Source organism: Pseudomonas sp. NBB, assembly GCF_032701105.1.
Classification (GTDB): Bacteria; Pseudomonadota; Gammaproteobacteria; order Pseudomonadales; family Pseudomonadaceae; genus Aquipseudomonas; species Aquipseudomonas asiatica.
Genome location: NZ_CP103994.1, coordinates 4215561 through 4236408 on the forward strand (window position 1 = coordinate 4215561; position 20848 = coordinate 4236408).

General features: G+C 63.2%; 17 protein-coding genes. 2 read left to right on the forward strand and 15 right to left on the reverse strand.

What is annotated here, in order from left to right; all coding sequences use genetic code 11:
* Nucleotides 1-46: 46 nt before the first annotated feature.
* Complete coding sequence (locus tag NY023_RS19620) at nucleotides 47-622, reverse strand: GNAT family N-acetyltransferase (protein WP_013973573.1); 576 nt, start codon at nucleotides 620-622, stop codon at nucleotides 47-49.
* Between the two features lie 234 nt (nucleotides 623-856).
* On the opposite strand from NY023_RS19620, the gene NY023_RS19625 reads away from it, so the two are divergent.
* Together NY023_RS19625 and NY023_RS19630 are read left to right on the forward strand one after the other, a co-directional pair.
* Nucleotides 857-3610: a dermonecrotic toxin domain-containing protein gene (locus NY023_RS19625; RefSeq protein WP_013973574.1), complete on the forward strand. Its 2754-nt coding sequence runs from the start codon at nucleotides 857-859 to the stop codon at nucleotides 3608-3610.
* Nucleotides 3607-6471: a dermonecrotic toxin domain-containing protein gene (locus NY023_RS19630; RefSeq protein WP_013973575.1), complete on the forward strand. Its 2865-nt coding sequence runs from the start codon at nucleotides 3607-3609 to the stop codon at nucleotides 6469-6471. The genes NY023_RS19625 and NY023_RS19630 overlap by 4 nt, the downstream gene beginning before the upstream one ends.
* A gap of 56 nt (nucleotides 6472-6527) precedes the next feature.
* Here NY023_RS19630 and NY023_RS19635 read toward each other — a convergent pair whose 3' ends face one another.
* From NY023_RS19635 to flhA, 14 genes are all read right to left on the reverse strand, one after another.
* Nucleotides 6528-6923 (reverse strand): DUF2802 domain-containing protein, encoded by a 396-nt coding sequence (locus NY023_RS19635; protein WP_013973576.1) that lies wholly within the window; start codon nucleotides 6921-6923, stop codon nucleotides 6528-6530.
* A 1-nt stretch (nucleotide 6924) separates the two neighbouring features.
* On the reverse strand, nucleotides 6925-7404 hold the full coding sequence (locus tag NY023_RS19640; RefSeq protein ID WP_003254393.1) for a chemotaxis protein CheW: 480 nt from the start codon (nucleotides 7402-7404) through the stop codon (nucleotides 6925-6927).
* Nucleotides 7405-7445: 41 nt separating this feature from the next.
* Entirely contained in the window at nucleotides 7446-8339 is an 894-nt protein-coding gene (locus NY023_RS19645) for a CheW domain-containing protein (RefSeq protein WP_013973577.1), read from the reverse strand.
* Entirely contained in the window at nucleotides 8339-9127 is a 789-nt protein-coding gene (locus tag NY023_RS19650) for a ParA family protein (protein WP_013973578.1), read from the reverse strand. Before NY023_RS19650 ends, NY023_RS19645 begins: the two co-directional genes overlap by 1 nt.
* Before the next feature lie 214 nt (nucleotides 9128-9341).
* Nucleotides 9342-10199 carry a flagellar motor protein MotD gene (motD, locus tag NY023_RS19655; RefSeq protein WP_013973579.1) on the reverse strand — a complete coding sequence of 286 codons (858 nt, stop codon included), beginning with the start codon at nucleotides 10197-10199 and terminating at the stop codon, nucleotides 9342-9344.
* A gap of 3 nt (nucleotides 10200-10202) precedes the next feature.
* Nucleotides 10203-10943, reverse strand: coding sequence for a flagellar motor protein (locus NY023_RS19660; RefSeq protein WP_013973580.1), 741 nt, complete (start codon nucleotides 10941-10943; stop codon nucleotides 10203-10205).
* Nucleotides 10943-12082: a chemotaxis response regulator protein-glutamate methylesterase gene (locus NY023_RS19665; RefSeq protein WP_013973581.1), complete on the reverse strand. Its 1140-nt coding sequence runs from the start codon at nucleotides 12080-12082 to the stop codon at nucleotides 10943-10945. Before NY023_RS19665 ends, NY023_RS19660 begins: the two co-directional genes overlap by 1 nt.
* A gap of 46 nt (nucleotides 12083-12128) precedes the next feature.
* The gene (locus NY023_RS19670; RefSeq protein WP_013973582.1) at nucleotides 12129-14363 is read right to left on the reverse strand and encodes a chemotaxis protein CheA; all 2235 of its coding nucleotides are present in this window, start codon (nucleotides 14361-14363) and stop codon (nucleotides 12129-12131) included.
* Between the two features lie 12 nt (nucleotides 14364-14375).
* Complete coding sequence (locus tag NY023_RS19675; RefSeq protein ID WP_023663318.1) at nucleotides 14376-15164, reverse strand: protein phosphatase CheZ; 789 nt, start codon at nucleotides 15162-15164, stop codon at nucleotides 14376-14378.
* 20 nt (nucleotides 15165-15184) lie between these two features.
* A complete protein-coding gene (locus tag NY023_RS19680) occupies nucleotides 15185-15559 on the reverse strand; it encodes a chemotaxis response regulator CheY (RefSeq protein WP_023663319.1) in 375 nt (124 codons plus the stop codon).
* A gap of 103 nt (nucleotides 15560-15662) precedes the next feature.
* Nucleotides 15663-16403, reverse strand: coding sequence for an RNA polymerase sigma factor FliA (gene fliA / locus NY023_RS19685; RefSeq protein WP_013973585.1), 741 nt, complete (start codon nucleotides 16401-16403; stop codon nucleotides 15663-15665).
* On the reverse strand, nucleotides 16400-17233 hold the full coding sequence (fleN, locus tag NY023_RS19690; RefSeq protein ID WP_003254408.1) for a flagellar synthesis regulator FleN: 834 nt from the start codon (nucleotides 17231-17233) through the stop codon (nucleotides 16400-16402). Before fleN ends, fliA begins: the two co-directional genes overlap by 4 nt.
* 93 nt (nucleotides 17234-17326) lie before the next feature.
* Complete coding sequence (gene flhF, locus NY023_RS19695) at nucleotides 17327-18637, reverse strand: flagellar biosynthesis protein FlhF (RefSeq protein ID WP_013973587.1); 1311 nt, start codon at nucleotides 18635-18637, stop codon at nucleotides 17327-17329.
* Between the two features lie 11 nt (nucleotides 18638-18648).
* Nucleotides 18649-20778 (reverse strand): flagellar biosynthesis protein FlhA, encoded by a 2130-nt coding sequence (gene flhA / locus NY023_RS19700; RefSeq protein ID WP_013973588.1) that lies wholly within the window; start codon nucleotides 20776-20778, stop codon nucleotides 18649-18651.
* Nucleotides 20779-20848: the final 70 nt, after the last annotated feature.

The following is a 20848-nucleotide window of genomic DNA, read 5'->3' on the forward strand; positions in this document are numbered from 1 at the left end:
GTGCCGTTGACCGCGATGGCCACAGGCAGAGTCGACGAAGGGCAACTCAGTCCAGGTTGAGTCGCAGCGCAAGGCTTTCCACGGGCTGGGCCATGTAATGGCCGCGATGCTTCACGCCATCGACACGTGCGTAGTCGTCCAGCACGCCGTAGGTCTGGAAGCCGAAGGTTTGCCATAACCGGTGTGCACGGGTGCCCTCGCGTACATCCAGGGTCAACAGCTCGATACCTTGGGCCTGGCACAGGCGCACGACTTCGCTGAAAGCCCGTGCCACCAGGCCGGTCCCGCGATAGGCCGGGTGCACCACGCCCTTGCTCAGGTCGGCAATATGCCGGCAGTTCGGCATGCTGCTGCGCGAAACAATGACCAGGCAGGCCGGCCCCGCCATTGCCTGGCCGAGCAGGACATGGGTATTGCCGCCATGGATGCGCTCTTGCAACGAGGCCGTGAATTCGACGCTCTGCCCGGCAGACATCTCATGCTCGTAACCCAGAACACCGCCATCGCCAACCGTGCTGTTGATCAGTTGCATGATGGCCGGCGCGGTATCGCTGTCGGCCTGACGCAACCACTGCAACTGTGGCTCGCCAGGGGCCACCTGCTTTGAAGAGAGGGTGTTCATTGCGTAAATCCCTTGTGCGTACAAGCTGGGATTTAAACGTTTAAGTGCGATGCCGGGTAAGAAGGGAACCGGACAGGAAGCGGAAGGATAGTGACATCCACGACCAAAATGCCATCAGCACCCGAGGGCCAGGGGGTGACGAGATCGGCCAGGCGCCGTACCGACATATCTACCACCGTCTTTTCGTGCCCCTGCTTCAACCTTGCCGGCTTCATCTCAGCGCAAGGTACCCCCATGCATTCGACTCGCACCAACGTGATGGGCACGCATTACGTTATAGACCACCTCGGCCATGTGCCTCGCCCCGATCGTGAAGCCAACCGCGCCATCCGCCAATGGCTCGCAAAGCAAGGCCATGACCTGGACCCGGACCAGCTCGACGTCGTTACCCTTCACTATTGCCCGGACGGCGCAGGTGGCCATCTGGCCGCAATCAGCCAGCGCACCAGCCTGACTCAGGCACTGCTGGGCAACTGGCAGGGTGAGTCTGCCAGTGACATGTTCGGCAAGCTGCTGCAAGCACCGTGGGCCGGTGCGTTACCCGCAGGCCCGATACGATTGGTGGGAACCCTCCCGCAACCCGTCTTCAATCACTACGGGGCGCCCTTCGAAGTATTCAACGGCCTATTTCGGCGCACTACCCCGCAACGCTACGACGCTTCCACCCATTTGCCGGTAAGCGCCGAAGCCTTCCAGCAGTTCATCAGCAACCTGGACTTCCAGCAGCCTTTCAAGGCGGCGCTGGATGTGTACTGGCGTGACCATCTGCACAGTCACAGGCTGGCGCTTAAGCTCAACTTCATCGCAGCCTGCAACAGACAGGTCAGCGAGGGCAGCCTCAGCGAGCCTGCACGGCAACTGGTCTGGCAAGCGGCCGGGCTGATGCCACGGCGTAACAGGCTGCGATGCAGTACCTTGAGCATCTACGGCTATGCAGCGACCGACCTGCTGTACCTGAACGACCCCGCCACCGACCTGACGGTGCTGTACGTACCTGGCAACAGCTCACCGTTGCTGACGTTCAGCAGCGAACGAGAATTGAAGGCCTGGGTTGGCGAACAATGCAAAGACCCGAACAAACGCCAGGCCCTGAAACAGCATTTTCGCCTGGCAGATTGCCCGCAAGGCCTCGACTTCAGCGGCCTGGACACTGCCATGGAGGGGCTGGGCGCCTACCCTGAACGGCACCTGCTGCCTCCCGAACACGGCTATTTCAACGACGACGGCACCTGGCCGCCGCAGACCTATGTCAACTATCGACCTACCAGGTACAACCCAAGGATCAAGGGCGACCTTTTCCAGGCATTGGCCGAGCGCCAGCGTCAGCGCAGCTACGACGACGCCGCGTTTCTGATCACGGCTGACAGCGAAGTCATCAAGGCCAGGTGGCGTGGCTACCTGGCCACTACGCTCAACCTGCTGGCGCCACTGTGCCTGGTGGTACCCGGCCTGGGGCCGCTGCTGGCCATCGGTGGCATCGCCCAGCTTGGCCTGGGGCTCGACCAGGCAATCAACGGCAAGTCACTGCAGCAACAGCAAGAAGGTATCGGCAACATCACCTGGGGCCTGTTCAACGCCTTGCCCCTGGCAGCAGGCGCTGCCGCAAGGGGCAAGGCACTGTTCGAATTCAAGGTCGAGGGTTTCGCGCCGCCGACGCGGCTGAATGAACAGATCGGCTACCCTCTGAGCCCACTCTCGCCACCGCGCTTTCCCGAGCCCGAGGGCGCAAGCTACTTCCATATCACCGACCCGATAGAGCCACTGCCTGACTGTGACCAGGCGGTTGCCGACGCAGTCATTCGTACGCCCCAGTACGATGGTGAGCCAGACACCCTGGCAGCGAACATCAAGGGCTACAACGCCAGAATGATCTACGACATGGAGCGGGATGTTTTCATTCGGGCCGAAGACCTGAACCAGGTCGACCCTGTAGGCTTCGTGGCGGTACCCGACAGCCGGAACCTGAGCCCCGCGCCGCAAGGGCGCTTGGTTACCCATGCAATGCGCAACCGCACCCTGCGGGCGCTGGGCGTGGACCTGCCATTGCCGCTACAGGTACCTGCCAGAGCGCCGGGCAGTTGGCCAATACCCAAATGCATCTCCTGCATCTGGGTCGGTGACCGGGTCATCGGCCCGGAGCTGCTGGCCAATCTGGGCCAGAACGCAGCGCAGTTGCAAGACAGCGAATACAGCATACGGTTGTTCCTTTCCAGCACTGCCCGGCACGCCTATGCCGAAAACCTGGAGCTGCTGGCCAGTCATGCTCCGGGCTTGCAAGTTCTGCCGCTGGAGGAGCAGGCCTTCTTCAGGGCTTTTCGACAAAGCAGATACTACGCGCAGTACGACGCTGCCCTGGATGGCAACGGCGGCGTTGCCAGCAACTATGCATCGGCATGCGATGTGCTGCGCTACCCGATGCTGCACCACGAAGGTGGCTTGTACATGGATGTCGATGACACCTTGCTCGCGCCAGGCGAGTACTCATTGATCATCGACGGGCAACCGGTAGGTCCCGCCGGTGAACCCATCGATCAGGTCGAACTGAGCACGGACGCCACAGGGCTGCTGCTGGTACCGCCCATGTCCAATGAAAAGATGAGCATGAACAGCCTCTACAATTCCAGCCTTATCGGCAGCCACCCCGGCAACCCCACGCTGGAGGCCATTTCCGAAGAGATGTGCGCACGCTACCAGCTCAATCGCGACTTCTACGACAGCAAGCCCAGCCTGGCTGAAGACCCGGGGAATTTCTATGAGTATGCCAGGCGCCTGAGCTACCTCACCGGCCCTGCCCTGCTCAGCGACGTGGTCGATCGGCAACTGCCGAGCCTGCGCATCCTGCGACAGCTCACCAATCTCTATGGGATGCCGCGCATCAATGCCTACCGGTTCGTCGATCTGCCACGCATGCGCGATTCCGTGCGTACGCTCCTGCCCCTGAACCGCTTCGCCACTGTCGGTGGCAACCATTCCTGGAGCCGAACATGAACCCGCGCCAACCTGTGGTCGGCGCAGCCGGCCAAGACTACGTCAAGGCAATGCTGGGTTCCGTGCCTCGCCCTGACCGCAGTGCCAGTGCAGCCATCCGCGAATGGGCCAGCCAGCAGCGGCTGGACGTGGAACCCGACAACACGCTTGCAGTGACCTTGCATTGCAAATTCGTTCCCAAGCGGGGCTGGCTGGCCAAGATCGTCCAACAAATGAGCCTGACCGAAGCGCTACTTGGCAACTGGCAGCAAAGCGGCTACTCCAAGGGTGCCGAGCAAACCGCGCAGTTGCTGCTAAGAGGCGGGACGGCCACCGTCGACCTGCTTGGTGTACTGCCAGAGCTTTCCCTGCCACACGGTCGAGCGCCCTGGGCCCAGGCCTTCAGCAATGGTCAGGTGACGATCGTCGATGAATTGCCAGGAAGTGGCCTGGACCACGACATCGATGTGCACACCGAATTCCATGGCCTTTTCCGCCAGACCGCACCCATGCGCTACGACGCCAGCACTTATGTGCAGTTCGACGCCGCGACCTTCCAGTCCTTCATCTGGCAACTCGACTTCCAGGGTGTATTCAAACGCCAGCTCGATGACTTCTGGGCCCATGCCGCCAGCCAGTACAGCGTCAGCGCGTGCATCGCATTCCTCGCTGCCTGCAACCGGCAGGCATTGCGGGGCAACCTCAGTGAACAGGGGCGCAGCCTGGCGTGGCGGGCGGCAGGCGTGGAACGCTGGCACCACGGCGCCAGCCTCAGTGCCAACGGGGTAGACGCCAGGCTGCTGAACATCAATGGCTACCCATCAAGCGACATCCTTTGCCTGAGCGATATGCGCAGCCGCCTGACCTTGCTGTACCTACCGGGCAATGCGGCGCCGTTGCATGAGTTCGCCAACCCGGGCGCGATGCGTGCGTGGCTTGCCAGGCAGTGCCGCGACGCCGACAAACGGGCGGCCCTGCTTGCCCACTTCCGGGCCTGCGATATTCCGGACAGGATTGGCCGGTCGGGGTTGCGTCGGGTACTTCAGGGCATGGGCGATTTCCCACCCCGCCAGATCATCCTGCCTGCAACCAGCGTGTATCGCCTGGCCAGGGTATGGAACCCGCATACCCTGATCAACTACAAGGCGGACACCTTCAGCCCGCGCATCGAATACAACCTGTTCGAGGCATTTACGGTGGCACAACGTCAACGCAGCCAGGCTGACGCCGACTTCCTGATCACGCGGGACAGTGAAGTGACCAAGGCCGCATGGCGCCGCTATTTCTACCTGACCATGAACCTCGCCGCACCGTTTCTGCTGGTGGTCCCCGGACTGCTACCGCTGGCTGCTGTGGCGGGGGTCGCCCAATTTACAGTGGGCTTGGACCAGGCGCTGCACGCCAAGGATCCGGACCAACAGCTCGAAGGCGCCGAGCAAGCCGTGTTCGGTCTGCTGAACGCAGCCCCGGGGCTGGCGCGCGGGGTCAAGGCGACCAAGGCGCTGTTCGGCCGACGCCCTATTGGCTTCATCAAACCGGTGAGGCTCAACGGCCGCACAGGCTACCCGCTGAGCCCGGTTTCGCCGCCGCGCTGGCCTGGGCCTGCGATGACACCCTATTTCCAGGACTTGGCAGTAGCGGGTGACCAAGTGGCCACCACCTTGCCCGGCGCGGACTCACACGTTGCCCGCTGCGTAACGCGGCGCAAGGCATTCGGCACAGGTGACGAACTGATCGGCGATGCGGGGAATGGCCCACACCCGCTGTACTACGACGCCCGACAGGACAGTTTCGTGCTCAAGTACCCCAACGGCACACTCGGCGCCCAGCACTATGTGGCCAGCGCCGATCCGCTGCAGTCCTCGATCAGCCGACTGCTGCCCGATACGGAACCGTTGCGGGAAATCAGCCCGACATCGCGCTCGCGCACGCTGCGGGCACTGGGTATCGATCTGCAGCTGCCCGTCGACCTCGATGCACTGGGGACTGCACCAGGCATACCCGTCCCCAGACAGGTATTACACATCTGGCTGGGTGACAGGATGATCGCCGGTGATTACCTGGCTGCGCTCGACAACAACGTGCAGGCACTGCGCAACAGCGATTTCACGCTCAAACTCTACCTGTCCAACGCCAACCCTCAGGCATTCGAACGTAACATGACCCTGCTGCAGCCCCGCATCGACAGGGGATTGAAGGTTGCAGTACTGGAGCAGCAGACTTTCTATCATCAATTCGCGGCAAGTGAATACTTCGACCAGTACCAGGCTGCGCTGGAAGGGAATGGCGGTGTGGCGAGCAACTTCTCCTCGGCCTCGGACATCTTGCGCTACCGCGTCCTGCACAGCGAAGGCGGCATCTACCTGGATATTGACGACCATCTGCTGGTCGAGCCGGACGCAACCGGGCAGCTGCGGGCAAAGATCGACAGCGTACCGCTCACCACGCCCCTCGACGGGCTGCTGTTGAGGAGCCCGGTGTGCAATGCGCAATTGGGCATGTATACAAGCTACAACACCAGCATGATTGGTAGCCGCGCTGGTAATCCGGTGCTGAACGCCATTTCCGACGAGATCCTGGCGCGCTACCTCACCCCGGAGGGCCAGGCGTTCTACAAAGTCCCCAAACCTCCGCGACAGCATGCGGCGGCATTCCAGGCCTATACCGAAAGACTCAACAGACTAACCGGGCCCGCGGTGCTCAACCATGTGATCGACCAACGTCTACCTGAGCTCTACACCTTCAGGCAGGTGGCGGACCTGGCAAACATGCACACCCTGAACTACGACGCGCTGCTGGATGAAGCAGCACAACGGCGTGCAGAGCTGCGGTTGCTACCCCTGGAAGAGGTCGCAATGGCCGGAAACGCTCAGGGTTACTGACGGCCGGACGGGCTTGCGCGGCCGCTGTGCCTGGGGCCGCACAAGACTCATGGCAATCAGTTGCCGCGATGCAGCTTGCTCATCAGCTCTGCCTCGGCCTGGGTCAGGCCGCAGCTTTCGGTCAGCTCGGCCACGCTGGCGCCCATGCCCACCAGCTTGGCCGCCTGGGTGAAGGTGACGTTGTGCGGGTCGCGCTGTTCCAGTTGCTGGATCTTGTCGGGCAGCGGCGCAACCGCCACGCGCAAGTCATGCAGCGCCTCGCCCATGCCCACGGTACCGTTCTGGTAATCATCCAGGCGCTTGGCCAGGTCCTTGATGCGCTGGTCACGCAGCGCGTCACCCGCTGCCTGCTGCGCAGCCAGCTCGCGCTGGCGCTTGCTGTAGTTGAGGAAAAACCACAGGCTCAGCGCCCAGACCAGCGCCAGGAAGATGACAGCAACCTCGAGGATCAACTCAGATGTTCTCCAGCTCGGACCACTCTTCCTCGGTCATCATCTTGTCCAGCTCGACCAGGATCAGCAGTTCGCCGTTCTTGTTGCACACGCCCTGGATGAACTTGGCCGACTCTTCGTTACCCACGTTCGGCGCGGTCTCGATCTCGGACTGGCGCAGGTAGACCACCTCGGCCACGCTGTCGACCAGGATACCGACCACTTGCTTGTCGGCCTCGATGATGACGATACGGGTGTTGTCGGTGACTTCAGTCGGCATAAGGCCAAAGCGCTGGCGGGTGTCGATCACGGTCACCACGTTGCCGCGCAGGTTGATGATGCCCAGCACGTAGCTTGGTGCACCCGGCACCGGGGCGATCTCGGTGTAGCGCAACACTTCCTGCACCTGCATCACGTTGATGCCGTAGGACTCATTGTCCAGACGGAAGGTAACCCATTGCAGGATCGGATCTTCGGAACCTTGTGCAGACGACTTTTTCATTCCCCTACCCTCAAAATCCGCCATAGGCGGTGTGTTCGGTGTCATTTCTGTTTGGCGTGCATCTGCTTGACCGCACCACTGGCGATCAGCTCGGCCAGTGCAGCGACGTCGAGCAGCGCACACATGTGTTCAATAACCGTGCCGGCCAGCCACGGGCGCTGGCCACGCTGGCTGCGCCACTTGATCTCGGACGGGTCCAGGCGCAGCGAGCGGCTGACCTGGTGTACGGCCAGCCCCCATTCGTAGCCCTGCACGGAAATCACGTACTGCAGGCCCTGGCGAAAATCATCGCGGTAGCGATCGGGCATCACCCAGCGCGCGGTGTCCAGCACCTTCAGGTTGCCGGCCTGGCAGGTCAGGATGCCGAGAAACCAATCCGGCTGGCCGAATAGTGGTGTCAGTTCCTGGCCGGCCAGGGTGTAGATCGAGCCCAGGCACACCAGCGGCACCGCCAGGGTCAGGCCCGCCACGTCGAACAGCAGGCATTCGAACGGCTCGGCGGCCCAGACCGGGCGGCCATCGACCGTGGCCGGGGGCACGGGTACCTGCGGCGCCGGCAGGTGTACGTCCACCAGCGGCACGGCCGCCTCCACGGTCTGCTCCTCGACCAGCACCGGGATGCTGGCCTCGGCCACCACCTCGCGCTCGACCACCGTCACTACCGGTGCCTCCACCGGCATCACCTGTGGCAGCACCGCCAGCCTGGGCTCGGCGAACGGCCGTGGTGCGGGGCTGACGGTTGCTTCGGCTGACGCCGGCCTGGCTTGCTGCAAGGCATCACGCACCTGCTCTTCGCGCACCGCTTCGGCGAACTCGTCCGCCGCCGCTGGCGCCTCGAACAGGTCTTCGGCTTCGGTGGCTTCCTGCAGCAGGCCGTCGAGGTACGACTGTAGGGCCATCTGTGGCCGCGTACTGGTTTGCCGGGTCTGGGTCATCAGGCCACCTGCGCTGCAGTCTTGTAGGTCAGCAGGTGCTTGAGCAGCGCCCTGTAGGCAACCAGCCCGCGGCTCTTGCTGTCGAATTGCGAGGGCGTGACGCCCTTGCGGCTGGCATCGCGCAGGCGCGTATCCACCGGGATGTAGCCCTGCCACACATGCTGGCCGTAGGTGTCACGCAGCAGCTTGAGCGTGGCCAGCGAGGCCTGGGTGCGGCGGTCGAACAAGGTCGGCACTATCTGGTACGGCAGCGCCTGCTTGCGCGAGCGGTTGACCATGGCCAGGGTCCCGACCATGCGCTCCAGGCCCTTGACCGCGAGAAATTCGGTTTGCACCGGAATCACCAGCTGCTGGCTGGCTGCCAGGGCATTGACCATCAGCACACCGAGCAAGGGTGGGCTGTCGATCAGGGCATAGTCGAAATCCTGCCACAGCTGCGCCAGACTCTTGGCGATTACCAGGCCCAGGCCGTTCTGCCCCGGTGACTGGCGCTCCAGCACTGCCAGCGCGGTACTCGACGGCAACAGCGAGATGCGTTCGTCACTGGTGGGCAGCAGCAGTTGCCCCGGTAGGCCCTCGGGCACCGCGCCCTTGTGCAGGAACAGGTCGTAGCAGCTGTGCTCCAGGGCATCGGGGTTGTGCCCGAAATAGCTGGTCATCGAGCCGTGCGGGTCGAGGTCGACGACGACCACGCGCTTGCCGGCCTCGGCCAGCAGGCCGGCCAGGGCGATGGTAGTGGTGGTCTTGCCGACGCCACCTTTTTGATTGGCTACTGCCCAGACTCTCATCAAGCAAACTCTATCTATTGATTTGGCAGGGACACTGCTGGGGCAACTGTCTTGCTCAACATCGGAAAGCTGGCGCGATCAGTGTAGGAGCGGGTTTACCCGCGAACACCGGCGCAGCCGGTGCCATGCACCGTGTCACCTTCTTCGCGGGTGAACCCGCTCCCACAGAGGACCGCTACATTCAACTACTTGGCAGCGTCGGGGAATTGACGAATCACTGCCCCGCCACCGTTGCTGGCGTTGCCGGTGCACTTTGTGTGCCAGCCCGGCGCAATGCAGCATCCGGCGTGGCATTGGCACTGCCCGAGCCAGTCAGGCTGCGGCGCACTTCGAGGTTGCGCGAAATCACCAGCACCACGCGGCGATTGCGCGCACGGCCTTCGGCAGTGTCGTTGCTGGCAACCGGCTGGTACTCGCCATAGCCGACCGAGGCCATGCGTGCCGGGTTGACCCCTTCCATGGCCAGCAGGCGCACGATGCTTGCCGCCCGAGCCGAAGACAACTCCCAGTTGGTCGGGTACTGCGCAGTGCGGATCGGCAAGTTATCGGTAAAGCCTTCGACGTGAACCGGGTTGGCGAACGGCTTGAGAATGCCGGCCACTTTCTCGATGATCGCAAATGCCTTGTCGCTGGGCATGGCATCGCCGCTGCCGAACAGCAACGAGGAATTGAGCTCGATCTCGATCCACAGTTCATTGCCGCGCACAGTCATCTGGTCGCTCTTGATCAGGTCGCCAAAGGCATCGCGCACGTCATCGCTGATGGTTTTCAGCGGGTCAATACTGGTCGCCCCAAGGCCCGCATCGGTCTGCTCGCTGTCCTTCACCAACGGCTCGGCCGGGCGCACGCTCAGCGGCCGCTCTTCACCGATGGGGATCGGCTTCATGCTGCGCTCGGGGTCGTTGAACACCCCGAGCAAGGCCTGGGAAATGACCTTGTACTTGCCCTCGTTGATCGAGGAAATCGAGTACATCACCACGAAAAAGGCGAACAGCAGAGTAATGAAGTCGGCGTACGACACCAGCCAGCGTTCGTGGTTTTCGTGCTCCTCGGTATGACGACGGCGACGCATGGGTTACTCCATGAAGCCTTGCAGCTTCAGCTCGATCGAGCGCGGGTTCTCACCCTCGGCAATCGACAGCAGGCCCTCGAGCAGCATCTCGCGGTAGCGCGACTGGCGCATGACGATGGCCTTGAGCTTGCTGGCGATCGGCAGCAGCACCAGGTTGGCGCTGGCCACGCCGTAGATGGTCGCGACAAAGGCCACGGCAATGCCGTTGCCCAACTGCGACGGGTCGGCCAGGTTGCCCATCACGTGAATCAGGCCCATCACCGCACCGATGATGCCGATTGTCGGCGCGTAGCCGCCCATGCTCTCGAACACCTTCGCGGCCTGGATATCACGGCTTTCCTGGGTCAGGAAGTCGACTTCGAGGATGCTGCGGATGGCCTCCGGCTCGGCACCATCCACCAGCAGCTGCAGGCCCTTGCGCGCATAAGGGTCAGGCTCGCTGTCAGCCACCCCTTCCAGGCCCAGCAGGCCTTCCTTGCGCGCGGTCAGGCTCCAGTTGACGACGCGGTCGATCCCGCCCGCCAGGTCGACCCGTGGCGGAAACAGGATCCAGCGCAGAATCTGCAAGGCACGCTTGAACGACGACAGCGGCGACTGCAGCAAGGCCGCCGCCAGGGTGCCGCCCAGCACGATCAGTGCCGCCGGGCCATTGATCAGGGCGCCGACATGGCCGCCTTCGAGGAAGTTGCCACCGACGATGGCGACAAACGCGAGGATCAGGCCGATCAGGCTGAGCACGTCCATCAGACGCACGCCTCCACCAGGTGCTTGCCGATTTCGTCCAGGCTGTACACCGCGTCGGCCAGGTTGGCCTTGACGATGGCCATGGGCATGCCATAGATCACGCAGCTGGCTTCATCCTGGGCCCAGACCGTGCTGCCGCCCTGCTTGAGCAGGCGCGCCCCTTCACGACCATCGGCACCCATGCCGGTAAGCACCACCGACAGCACCTTGTCGCCATACGACTTGGCCGCCGAGCCGAAGGTGATGTCCACGCACGGTTTGTAGTTCAGACGCTCGTCACCGGGCAGGATTTTCACCGCGCCACGGCCGTCGATCATCATCTGCTTGCCACCTGGGGCCAGCAGGGCCAGGCCCGGGCGCAGCATGTCGCCGTCCTCGGCTTCCTTGACGCTGATGCGGCACAGCTTGTCCAGGCGCTCGGCAAAGGCCTTGGTGAACGCCGCCGGCATGTGCTGGATCAGTACGATCGGCGCCGGGAAGTTGGCCGGCAGCTGGGTCAGCACCCGCTGCAGGGCGACCGGGCCGCCCGTGGAGGTACCGATGGCCACCAGTTTGTATGGCTTGCGCTTGGGTGCCGGCGAATGCGCTGGCGCCGCTGCCGGGGCCGCTGCACGGGCAGGCGCAGGCGTGCGCGCCGCTGCCGGGCTGGCGAAACTGCTGGCAGCTGCGTGACCGCTGCCTGCTGGCGCGGGTACGGGTGCGGCAACCGGCGCATGGCTGGCGTAGCTGCCAAAACGGCGGTTGCTGCGGGAAATGGTATGCACCTTCTCGCACAGCAGTTGCTTGACCTTGTCGGGGTTGCGCGAGATGTCCTCGAAGTTCTTCGGCAGGTAATCCACCGCACCGGCATCCAGCGCATCGAGGGTGACACGGGCGCCTTCATGGGTCAGCGACGAGAACATCAACACCGGCGTCGGGCAGCGCTGCATGATGTGCCGCACCGCGGTGATGCCGTCCATCATGGGCATTTCGTAGTCCATGGTGATGACATCGGGCTTCAGCGCCAGCGCCTGGTCGATTGCTTCCTTGCCGTTGGTCGCGGTACCCACTACCTGGATCGTCGGATCCGCCGAGAGGATTTCCGAGACGCGGCGGCGGAAGAAACCGGAATCATCCACCACCAGGACCTTGACTGCCATAAACACTCCATTAGGCGGCGCAACCCGCCAGGGTGCGCCACCGAAATCAAATACGCCGCGCGGCGTAACGCTTGAGCATGCTCGGGACGTCGAGAATCAACGCGATGCGACCGTCGCCGGTGATGGTGGCCCCGGACATGCCCGGGGTGCCCTGCAGCATCTTGCCCAGCGGCTTGATTACCACTTCTTCCTGGCCAACCAGTTGATCGACGACAAAGCCGATGCGCTGGGTGCCGACCGACAGGATCACCACGTGGCCCTCGTGCTGCTCTTCGTGCACCTGGCCCTGGACCAGCCAGCGCTTGAGGTAGAACAGCGGCAGCGCCTTGTCGCGTACGATCACCACTTCCTGGCCGTCGACCACGTTGGTGCGCGACAGGTCGAGGTGGAAAATCTCGTTGACGTTGACCAGCGGGAAGGCAAACGCCTGGTTGCCCAGCATCACCATCAGGGTGGGCATGATCGCCAGGGTCAGCGGCACTTTGATGACGATCTTCGAGCCTTGGCCCTTGGCCGAGAAGATGTTGATCGAGCCGTTGAGCTGGGAGATCTTGGTCTTCACCACGTCCATGCCCACACCACGACCGGACACGTCGGAAATCTCGGTCTTGGTCGAGAAGCCCGGGGCGAAGATCAGGTTGTAGCAGTCCGACTCGCTCAGGCGCTCGGCGGCATCCTTGTCCATCAGGCCCTTTTCCACGGCCTTGGCGCGCAGGATGTTAGGGTCCATGCCCTTGCCGTCGTCGGAGATCGACAGCAGGATGTGGTCGCCTTCCTGCTCGGCCGACAGCACCACGCGGCCGGTACGCGCCTTGCCGGAGGCTTCACGCTCCTCGGGCATCTCCACGCCATGGTCGACGGCATTGCGCACCAGGTGCACCAACGGGTCGGCCAGGGCCTCGACCAGGTTCTTGTCGAGGTCGGTCTCTTCGCCGACCAGCTCCAGGTTGATTTCTTTCTTGAGCTGGCGGGCCAGGTCACGCACCAGGCGCGGGAAGCGGCCGAAGACTTTCTTGATCGGCTGCATGCGGGTTTTCATCACCGCGGTCTGCAGGTCGGCGGTGACCACGTCGAGGTTGGACACGGCCTTGGACATGGCCTCGTCACCGCTGTTAAGGCCCAGGCGCACCAGACGGTTACGCACCAGCACCAGTTCGCCGACCATGTTCATGATCTCGTCCAGGCGCGCGGTATCGACCCGCACAGTGGTTTCCGCTTCGCTGGCGCCATGCTTGTCGGCGGCCGGGGCAGGGGCGCGGGGTGCTGCAGCAGGTTTGCTGGCAGGCGCAGGAGCCGGGGCAGCAGCTGCTGCTGGCTTGGCCACGGGCTGGCTGTCGGCCTTGGCCGCTGCCGGCGCTTGCACCTTGGTTGCAGCCGGGGCTTCGACGGCGGCCACGTCGCCGCCAAACTTGCCTTTGCCGTGCAACTGGTCCAGCAGCGCCTCGAACTCGTGCTCGCTGATTTCATCGCTGGCTGCACTGGTGTCAGTTGCAGCAGGCGCCGGCGCCTTGGCAGCGGGCAAGGCATCGGCCTGGAAGGTACCCTTGCCATGCAACTGGTCCAGCAGTGATTCGAATTCGGCGTCGGTAATTTCGTCGCTGGCCACTTCCGGCGCGCTGGCAACCGGCTGCGCGGCAACCTCGGCGCTGAACTGGCCTTTGCCGTGCAACTGGTCGAGCAGCGACTCGAACTCGGCGTCGGTGATTTCGTCACCTTCACCGCTCACGGTCTCGCCCTGCATCTGCTCGTCGGCCGCAGCTTGCGCCTTGACCGCATCGAGCGAATCGAGCAGCTGTTCGAACTCGCTGTCGGTGATGTCCTGCTCCTCGGCAGGCGCTTCGGCAACCGGTGCCGGTGCTGCGGCGGCAGGCGCTTCAACGGCCACGGCGCCCCCCGGCTCGGCCAGGCGCGACAGCGCCGCCAAAAGCTCGGGGGTAGCCGGGGTCACTTCGGTGCGCTCGCGCACCTGGCCAAACATGCTGTTGACCGTATCCAGTGCCTCGAGCACCACATCCATCAGTTCCGCGTCGACCCGGCGCTCACCTTTGCGCAGGACATCGAACACGTTCTCGGCGATATGGCAGCACTCCACCAGCTCGTTCAGCTGAAGGAAGCCGGCGCCCCCTTTTACAGTGTGGAAACCGCGAAAGATCGCATTGAGCAGGTCGGCATCGTCGGGCCGGCTTTCCAGCTCGACCAGTTGCTCGGACAGTTGCTCAAGAATTTCGCCGGCTTCTACCAGGAAATCCTGGAGGATTTCTTCATCGGCGCCGAAGCTCATCAAACGTGCTCCTTAAAAACCCAGGCTGGACAGCAGATCATCGACATCGTCCTGACCGGACACAACGTCTTCACGCTTATCGGCATGAATCTGCGGACCTTCACCCCGAGTCGGATGTTTTTCTCGATCTTTTTCTGCGCGCAGCTGATCGTGGTCATGCTGGATGCCCGCGAAGCGGTCGACCTGGCTGGCCATCAGCACCAGTTTGAGCAGGTTGCTTTCCACCTCGGTGACCAGGGTGGTGACGCGCTTGATCACCTGGCCGGTCAGGTCCTGATAGTCCTGGGCCAGCAGAATGTCGTTGAGGTGCCCGGCGACCTTGCGGTTGCCCTCGGCGCTGTGCGTCAGGAAACTGTCGATGCGTTTGACCAGGTCACGGAACTCCGGCGCAGCCACTTCACGGCGCATGAAACGCTGCCAGTCGGCGCTCAGTGCATGTGCCTCGCTGGCCAAATCGTTGAGCACCGGGGTGCTTTCCTCGACCAGGTCCATGGTGCGGTTGGCCGCGCCCTCGGTAAGCCTGACCACGTAAGACAGGCGCTCGGTGGCGTCGGTAATCTGCGACACCTCCTCGGCCTGCGGCATGGTCGGGTCGATCTGGAAACTGACGATGGCACTGTGCAGCTCGCGGGTCAGCTTGCCGACTTCCTGGTACAGGCCGCGGTCGCGGGTCTGGTTCAGCTCATGAATCAGCTGCACCGCCTCGCCGAAACGGCCCCGCTCCAGGCTTTCGACCAGCTCCTGGGCATGCTTCTTCAGGGTCGATTCGAACTCGCCCAAAGACGTTTGTGATGAATCCATGGCGCGCCCCCTGACGTGACTCAGCCGTTGACGCGTTCGAAGATCTTCTCGATCTTTTCTTTGAGCACCTGGGCGGTGAACGGCTTGACCACGTAACCATTGACGCCGGCCTGGGCCGCTTCGATGATCTGGTCGCGCTTGGCTTCGGCGGTCACCATCAGTACCGGCATGCTCTTCAGCTTGTCGCTGGCACGCACTTTACGCAGCAGGTCGATGCCGGACATGCCAGGCATGTTCCAGTCGGTCACCAGGAAGTCGTAGTGGCCGTTCTCCAGCATCGGCAGCGCCGTGGTGCCGTCATCGGCTTCTTCGGTGTTGGTGAAGCCCAGGTCACGCAACAGGTTCTTGATGATCCGCCGCATCGTCGAAAAGTCGTCAACGATGAGGATTTTCATGTCTTTGTTCAAGTAGACCTCCAAGCAGTCTCAAACGCGCTCGGCCCCGAGCGCGCATTCACAATTCGGTACAACGTAGAAAACGACTGCAACGACAGCGGGCTCAACGCGCCCGCCATTCCCCCAGGCGGCTGCGCAGGCGCGCGGCACACTGGCTGTGCAACTGGCTGACCCGCGACTCGCTGACCCCCAGCACCTCACCGATTTCCTTGAGGTTCAGCTCTTCGTCGTAGTACAGCGCCAGCACCAGGCGCTCACGCTCCGGCAGGTTGGCGATGGCCTCGGTCAGGGCGACCTGGAAGCGCTCGTCCTCCAGGCCACGCGCAGGTTCTACCTGGCCACTGGCACCATCCTCATGCAGCCCTTCGTGCTCGCCGTCCTGCAACAGGTCGTCGAAGCTGAACAGGCGGCTGCCCAAGGTATCGTTCAAGATCCCGTAGTAATCATCGAGACTCAATTGGAGTTCGGCAGCAACTTCATGATCTTTAGCGTCACGTCCGGTTCTGGCTTCAACCGCACGCATCGCGTCGCTGACCATGCGGGTGTTGCGGTGCACCGAACGCGGTGCCCAGTCGCCCTTGCGCACTTCATCGAGCATGGCCCCGCGAATGCGGATGCCGGCGTAGGTTTCAAAGCTGGCGCCCTTGCTGGCGTCGTATTTGTTGGCTACTTCCAGCAGGCCGATCATGCCGGCCTGGATCAGGTCCTCGACCTGCACATTGGCCGGCAACCGCGCCAGCAGGTGGTAGGCAATGCGCTTGACCAGCGGGGCGTAGCGTTCGATCAGCTCGTACTGGGCGTCTTTCGACGCTCGGCTGTACATCTTGAAACCGCTGGCGTTCATAGCACTGGACCCGCGCTGGTGGGTTGCACCAGACGCTCGACAAAGAACTCCAGATGGCCACGCGGGTTGGCCGGCAGCGGCCAGCTGTCGACCTTCTGGGCTATCGCCTTGAAGGCCAGCGCGCACTTGGACCGTGGGAAAGCTTCGTACACGGCACGCTGCTTCTGCACCGCCTTGCGCACGCACTCGTCATACGGCACAGCACCCACATACTGCAGGGCAACGTCGAGGAAACGGTCGGTGACCTTGGTCAGCTTGGCGAACAGGTTACGGCCTTCCTGCGGGCTCTGCGCCATGTTGGCCAGCACGCGGAAACGGTTCATGCCGTAGTCGCGGTTGAGCAGCTTGATCAGGGCGTAGGCGTCGGTGATCGAGGTGGGTTCGTCGCATACCACCAGCAGCACCTCCTGTGCCGCGCGGACGAAGCTGACCACCGAATCACCGATACCCGCCGCGGTGTCGATCACCAGCACGTCGAGGTTGTCGCCAATTTCGCTGAACGCCTGGATCAGCCCGGCATGCTGGGCCGGGGCCAGGTGCACCATGCTCTGCGTGCCCGAGGCAGCCGGTACGATGCGCACACCACCGGGGCCCTGCAACATCACGTCGCGCAATTCGCAGCGCCCTTCGATGACATCGGCCAGGGTCCGCTTGGGGGTAAGGCCCAGCAGCACGTCGACATTGGCCAGGCCCAGGTCGGCGTCGAGCAGCATGACCCTGCGGCCAAGCTCGGCCAGCGCCAGGGACAGGTTCACTGAAACGTTAGTCTTGCCGACGCCACCTTTGCCACCGGTCACGGCGATCACCTGTACGGGATGCATGCTACCCATGTCTGTTCTTTACCTTGTCTCGCTGGGACTCAGGCCACACGTAGGGCAATTCTGCGTACCCTTTGGCATAGCTACCTTGCACACACTTCATCATCAACCCGCTCGCCGTGGGTTGTGATAGAGATCAGCGAACATGTCGGCCATGGCCTCTTCGCTGGGCTCGTCCTGCTGCTGCACATTGACCGCGCGGGTGACCAACTGGTGCCCCCGAGGCAGGTGCAGGTCGTCAGGAATGCGCGGCCCATCGGTCAGGTAGGCCACTGGCAGTTCATGACTGATGGCAAGGCTCAGCACATCGCCAAGGCTCGCCGTTTCATCGAGTTTGGTCAGGATGCAACCAGCCAGGCCGCAGCGCTTGTAGCTGTGGTAGGCAGCAGTCAGCACCTGCTTCTGGCTGGTGGTGGCCAGCACCAGGTAGTTCTTCGCGGCAATGCCACGCCCGGCCAGGGTTTCAAGTTGCATGCGCAGGGCCGGGTCACTGGCCTGCAGGCCAGCGGTATCGATCAGCACCACGCGCTTGCGCAGCAGCGGCTCCAGCGCCGCGGCCAGCGACTGGCCCGGGTCGACGTAGGTCACAGGCACGTTAAGGATGCGGCCCAGGGTCTTGAGCTGCTCCTGGGCGCCGATGCGGAAGCTGTCCATGCTCACCAGCGCCAGGTTCTGCGCGCCGTACTTGAGCACGTAGCGGGCGGCCAGCTTGGCCAGGGTGGTGGTCTTGCCCATGCCGGCCGGGCCGACCATGGCGATCACCCCACCCTCTTCGATCGGCTCGACCTCGGGGATTTCGATCATCCGCGCCAGATGCGCCAGCAACATGCGCCAGGCCTGACGTGGCTCGTCGATCTCGGCGGTCAGGTCCAGCAGCTCACGGGCGATCGGCCCGGACAGACCGATGCGCTGCAGCCGGCGCCAGACGGTGGCCTGCTGCGGCTTGCTGCCTTGCAGCTGGTTCCAGGCCAGCGAGCCGAGCTGCACTTCCAGCAGCTCGCGCAGGCCCGAAAGCTCGGAGCGCATGGCATCGAACAGGCGCGGATCGACCGGCGCCGACGCAGGGGCTGGCGCAGCGGCCTCGGGCGCATCGATGTGCGGTTCGACCAACGGCTCGGCGGCGGTCAGCGACTGCCCGGCGAACAATTGGCGGTTGTTGTCGCTGCTGTCCTGACGATGATCCAGTTCGGCCTGGGCAGTGGCGATGCGCGTATGGGTCTTGCGCAGCTCTTCTTCCAGTTCGGCGTTGGGCACACGCGGGGCCAGGGCAGACAGCTTGTAGTCCAGCGCGGCCGTCAGTTCGACACCGCCGGCGATGCGACGGTTGCCGATGATGGCGGCATCGGCGCCCAGCTCATCACGGACCAGCTTCATGGCCTGACGCATATCGGCGGCGAAAAATCGCTTAACTTGCATTATCCCCTACCTCAGCCGTTAGGGCCCACGGTGGCAACGATGGTGACTTGCTTGTTGTCCGGTATTTCCTGATACGCCAGAACATGCAAATTCGGTACAGCCAGACGACCGAAACGCGACAGCATGGCGCGGATCGGGCCGGCGACCAGGAGGATGGCCGGTTGGCCCTGCATTTCCTGGCGCTGGGCCGCCTCGATCAACGAACGCTGCAGCTTCTCGGCCATGCTCGGTTCCAGAAGAACACCGTCTTCCTGACCTTGCCCGGCCCTTTGCAGACTATTGAGCAAAATCTGTTCCAACCTTGGCTCCAGGGTAATCACTGGCAGCTCCGACTCAACGCCGACAATGCTTTGCACGATGGCGCGACACAATCCGACGCGCACCGCCGCCACCAGCGCGGCGGTATCTTGACTCTTGCCGGCGTTGTTAGCGATCGCCTCGGCGATACTGCGGATATCGCGTACGGGCACCTGTTCCGACAACAGCGCCTGCAGCACCTTGAGCAGGCCCGACAACGAAATGACACCCGGCACCAGCTCTTCTGCAAGTTTAGGCGATGCCTTGGCCAACACCTGCAGCAGTTGCTGGACCTCTTCATGGCCGATCAGTTCGTGGCAGTGCTTCTGCAGAATCTGGTTCAGGTGCGTAGCCACCACGGTACTGGCATCGACCACGGTGTAGCCCAGCGACTGCGCCTGGGAACGCTGGCCGACATCAATCCACACGGCCTCCAGGCCGAACGCCGGATCGCGTGCGGCAATGCCGTTGAGAGTACCGAACACCTGCCCCGGGTTGATTGCCAGTTCGCGATCCGGGTAGATCTCGGCTTCGGCCAGGATCACCCCCATCAGGGTCAGGCGATAGGCGCTGGGCTGCAGGTCAAGGTTGTCGCGGATGTGCACGGTGGGCATGAGGAAGCCCAGGTCCTGCGACAGCTTCTTGCGCACGCCCTTGATTCGCGCCAGCAATTGGCCACCCTGGTTGCGATCGACCAGCGGGATCAGCCGGTAGCCGACCTCCAGGCCAATCATGTCGATCGGCGTGACGTCATCCCAGCCCAGCTCCTTGGTTTCCAGCGCGCGTTGTGGCGATGGCAGCAGGTCCTGCTGGCGCTGCGCTTCCTGCAGCGCCTGCGCCTTGGCCTTCTGCTGCTTCTTCCACACCAGGTACGCGCCACCACCAGCCAGCAGGCCAAGGCTGAGGAAGGCCACGTGCGGCATGCCCGGCACCAGGCCCATGACGATCATCAGCGCGCCGGACACCGCCAGGGCCTTGGGCGAATCGAACATCTGCCGGTTGATCAGCTTGCCCATGTCCTCGGAGCCCGAGGCGCGGGTAACCATGATCGCGGCAGCGGTCGACAGCAGCAGTGATGGCAATTGCGCCACCAAACCGTCACCGATGGTCAGCAAGGCGTACACCTTGCCGGCATCGCCAAAGCTCATGCCGTGCTGCAGCATGCCGATCAGCATGCCGCCGATCAGGTTGATGAACAGGATCAGCAAACCGGCGATGGCGTCACCGCGAACGAACTTGCTGGCACCGTCCATCGAACCGTAGAACTCGGCCTCCTGCGCCACTTCGGCACGACGGTGCTTGGCCTGGGCCTGGTCGATCAGGCCGGCGTTGAGATCGGCGTCGATGGCCATCTGCTTGCCGGGCATGGCGTCGAGGGTGAAACGCGCGCTCACCTCCGAGATACGCCCGGCACCCTTGGTCACCACCACGAAGTTGATGATCATGAGGATGGCGAACACCACGGCACCGACCACGTAGTTACCGCCGATCACCACCTCGCCGAAGGCCTGGATCACCTTGCCGGCGGCGCCATGGCCCTCCTGGCCATGCAGCATCACCACCCGGGTGGAAGCCACGTTCAGGGCCAGGCGCAACAGCGTGGCCACCAGCAGGATGGTAGGGAACGCAGCGAAGTCGAGCGGGCGCAGGGCGTAGACGCAGACCAGCAGGACCACGATCGACAGGGCGATGTTGAAAGTGAAGAACACATCGAGCAGGAACGGCGGTATCGGCAACATCATCATTGCCAACATCACCAGCAGCAACAGCGGTACACCCAGGTTGCCCCGACCGAGCCCGGCCAGGTTGTTACGGGCGTTGCTGATTAACTGAGTGCGATCCACCGCGAGTCCTCTTGATGCAAAACTTTGACGCACAGGGGGCGCCTGGCGCTGGCTTTGCAAGAAGCTTTCC

Excerpts from the sequence above, each read along its gene's own strand:
- motD (WP_013973579.1), bottom strand. The coding sequence starts at position 10,199 with ATGCGTCGCCGTCGTCATACCGAGGAGCACGAAAACCACGAACGCTGG.
- NY023_RS19670 (WP_013973582.1), bottom strand. The coding sequence starts at position 14,363 with ATGAGCTTCGGCGCCGATGAAGAAATCCTCCAGGATTTCCTGGTAGAA.
- flhF (WP_013973587.1), bottom strand. The coding sequence starts at position 18,637 with ATGCAAGTTAAGCGATTTTTCGCCGCCGATATGCGTCAGGCCATGAAG.
- NY023_RS19675 (WP_023663318.1), bottom strand. The coding sequence starts at position 15,164 with ATGGATTCATCACAAACGTCTTTGGGCGAGTTCGAATCGACCCTGAAG.
- fliA (WP_013973585.1), bottom strand. The coding sequence starts at position 16,403 with ATGAACGCCAGCGGTTTCAAGATGTACAGCCGAGCGTCGAAAGACGCC.
- NY023_RS19660 (WP_013973580.1), bottom strand. The coding sequence starts at position 10,943 with ATGGACGTGCTCAGCCTGATCGGCCTGATCCTCGCGTTTGTCGCCATC.
- NY023_RS19665 (WP_013973581.1), bottom strand. The coding sequence starts at position 12,082 with ATGGCAGTCAAGGTCCTGGTGGTGGATGATTCCGGTTTCTTCCGCCGC.
- NY023_RS19630 (WP_013973575.1), top strand. The coding sequence starts at position 3,607 with ATGAACCCGCGCCAACCTGTGGTCGGCGCAGCCGGCCAAGACTACGTC.
- NY023_RS19650 (WP_013973578.1), bottom strand. The coding sequence starts at position 9,127 with ATGAGAGTCTGGGCAGTAGCCAATCAAAAAGGTGGCGTCGGCAAGACC.
- fleN (WP_003254408.1), bottom strand. The coding sequence starts at position 17,233 with ATGGGTAGCATGCATCCCGTACAGGTGATCGCCGTGACCGGTGGCAAA.
- NY023_RS19645 (WP_013973577.1), bottom strand. The coding sequence starts at position 8,339 with ATGACCCAGACCCGGCAAACCAGTACGCGGCCACAGATGGCCCTACAG.
- NY023_RS19620 (WP_013973573.1), bottom strand. The coding sequence starts at position 622 with ATGAACACCCTCTCTTCAAAGCAGGTGGCCCCTGGCGAGCCACAGTTG.
- NY023_RS19625 (WP_013973574.1), top strand. The coding sequence starts at position 857 with ATGCATTCGACTCGCACCAACGTGATGGGCACGCATTACGTTATAGAC.
- NY023_RS19680 (WP_023663319.1), bottom strand. The coding sequence starts at position 15,559 with ATGAAAATCCTCATCGTTGACGACTTTTCGACGATGCGGCGGATCATC.
- NY023_RS19640 (WP_003254393.1), bottom strand. The coding sequence starts at position 7,404 with ATGAAAAAGTCGTCTGCACAAGGTTCCGAAGATCCGATCCTGCAATGG.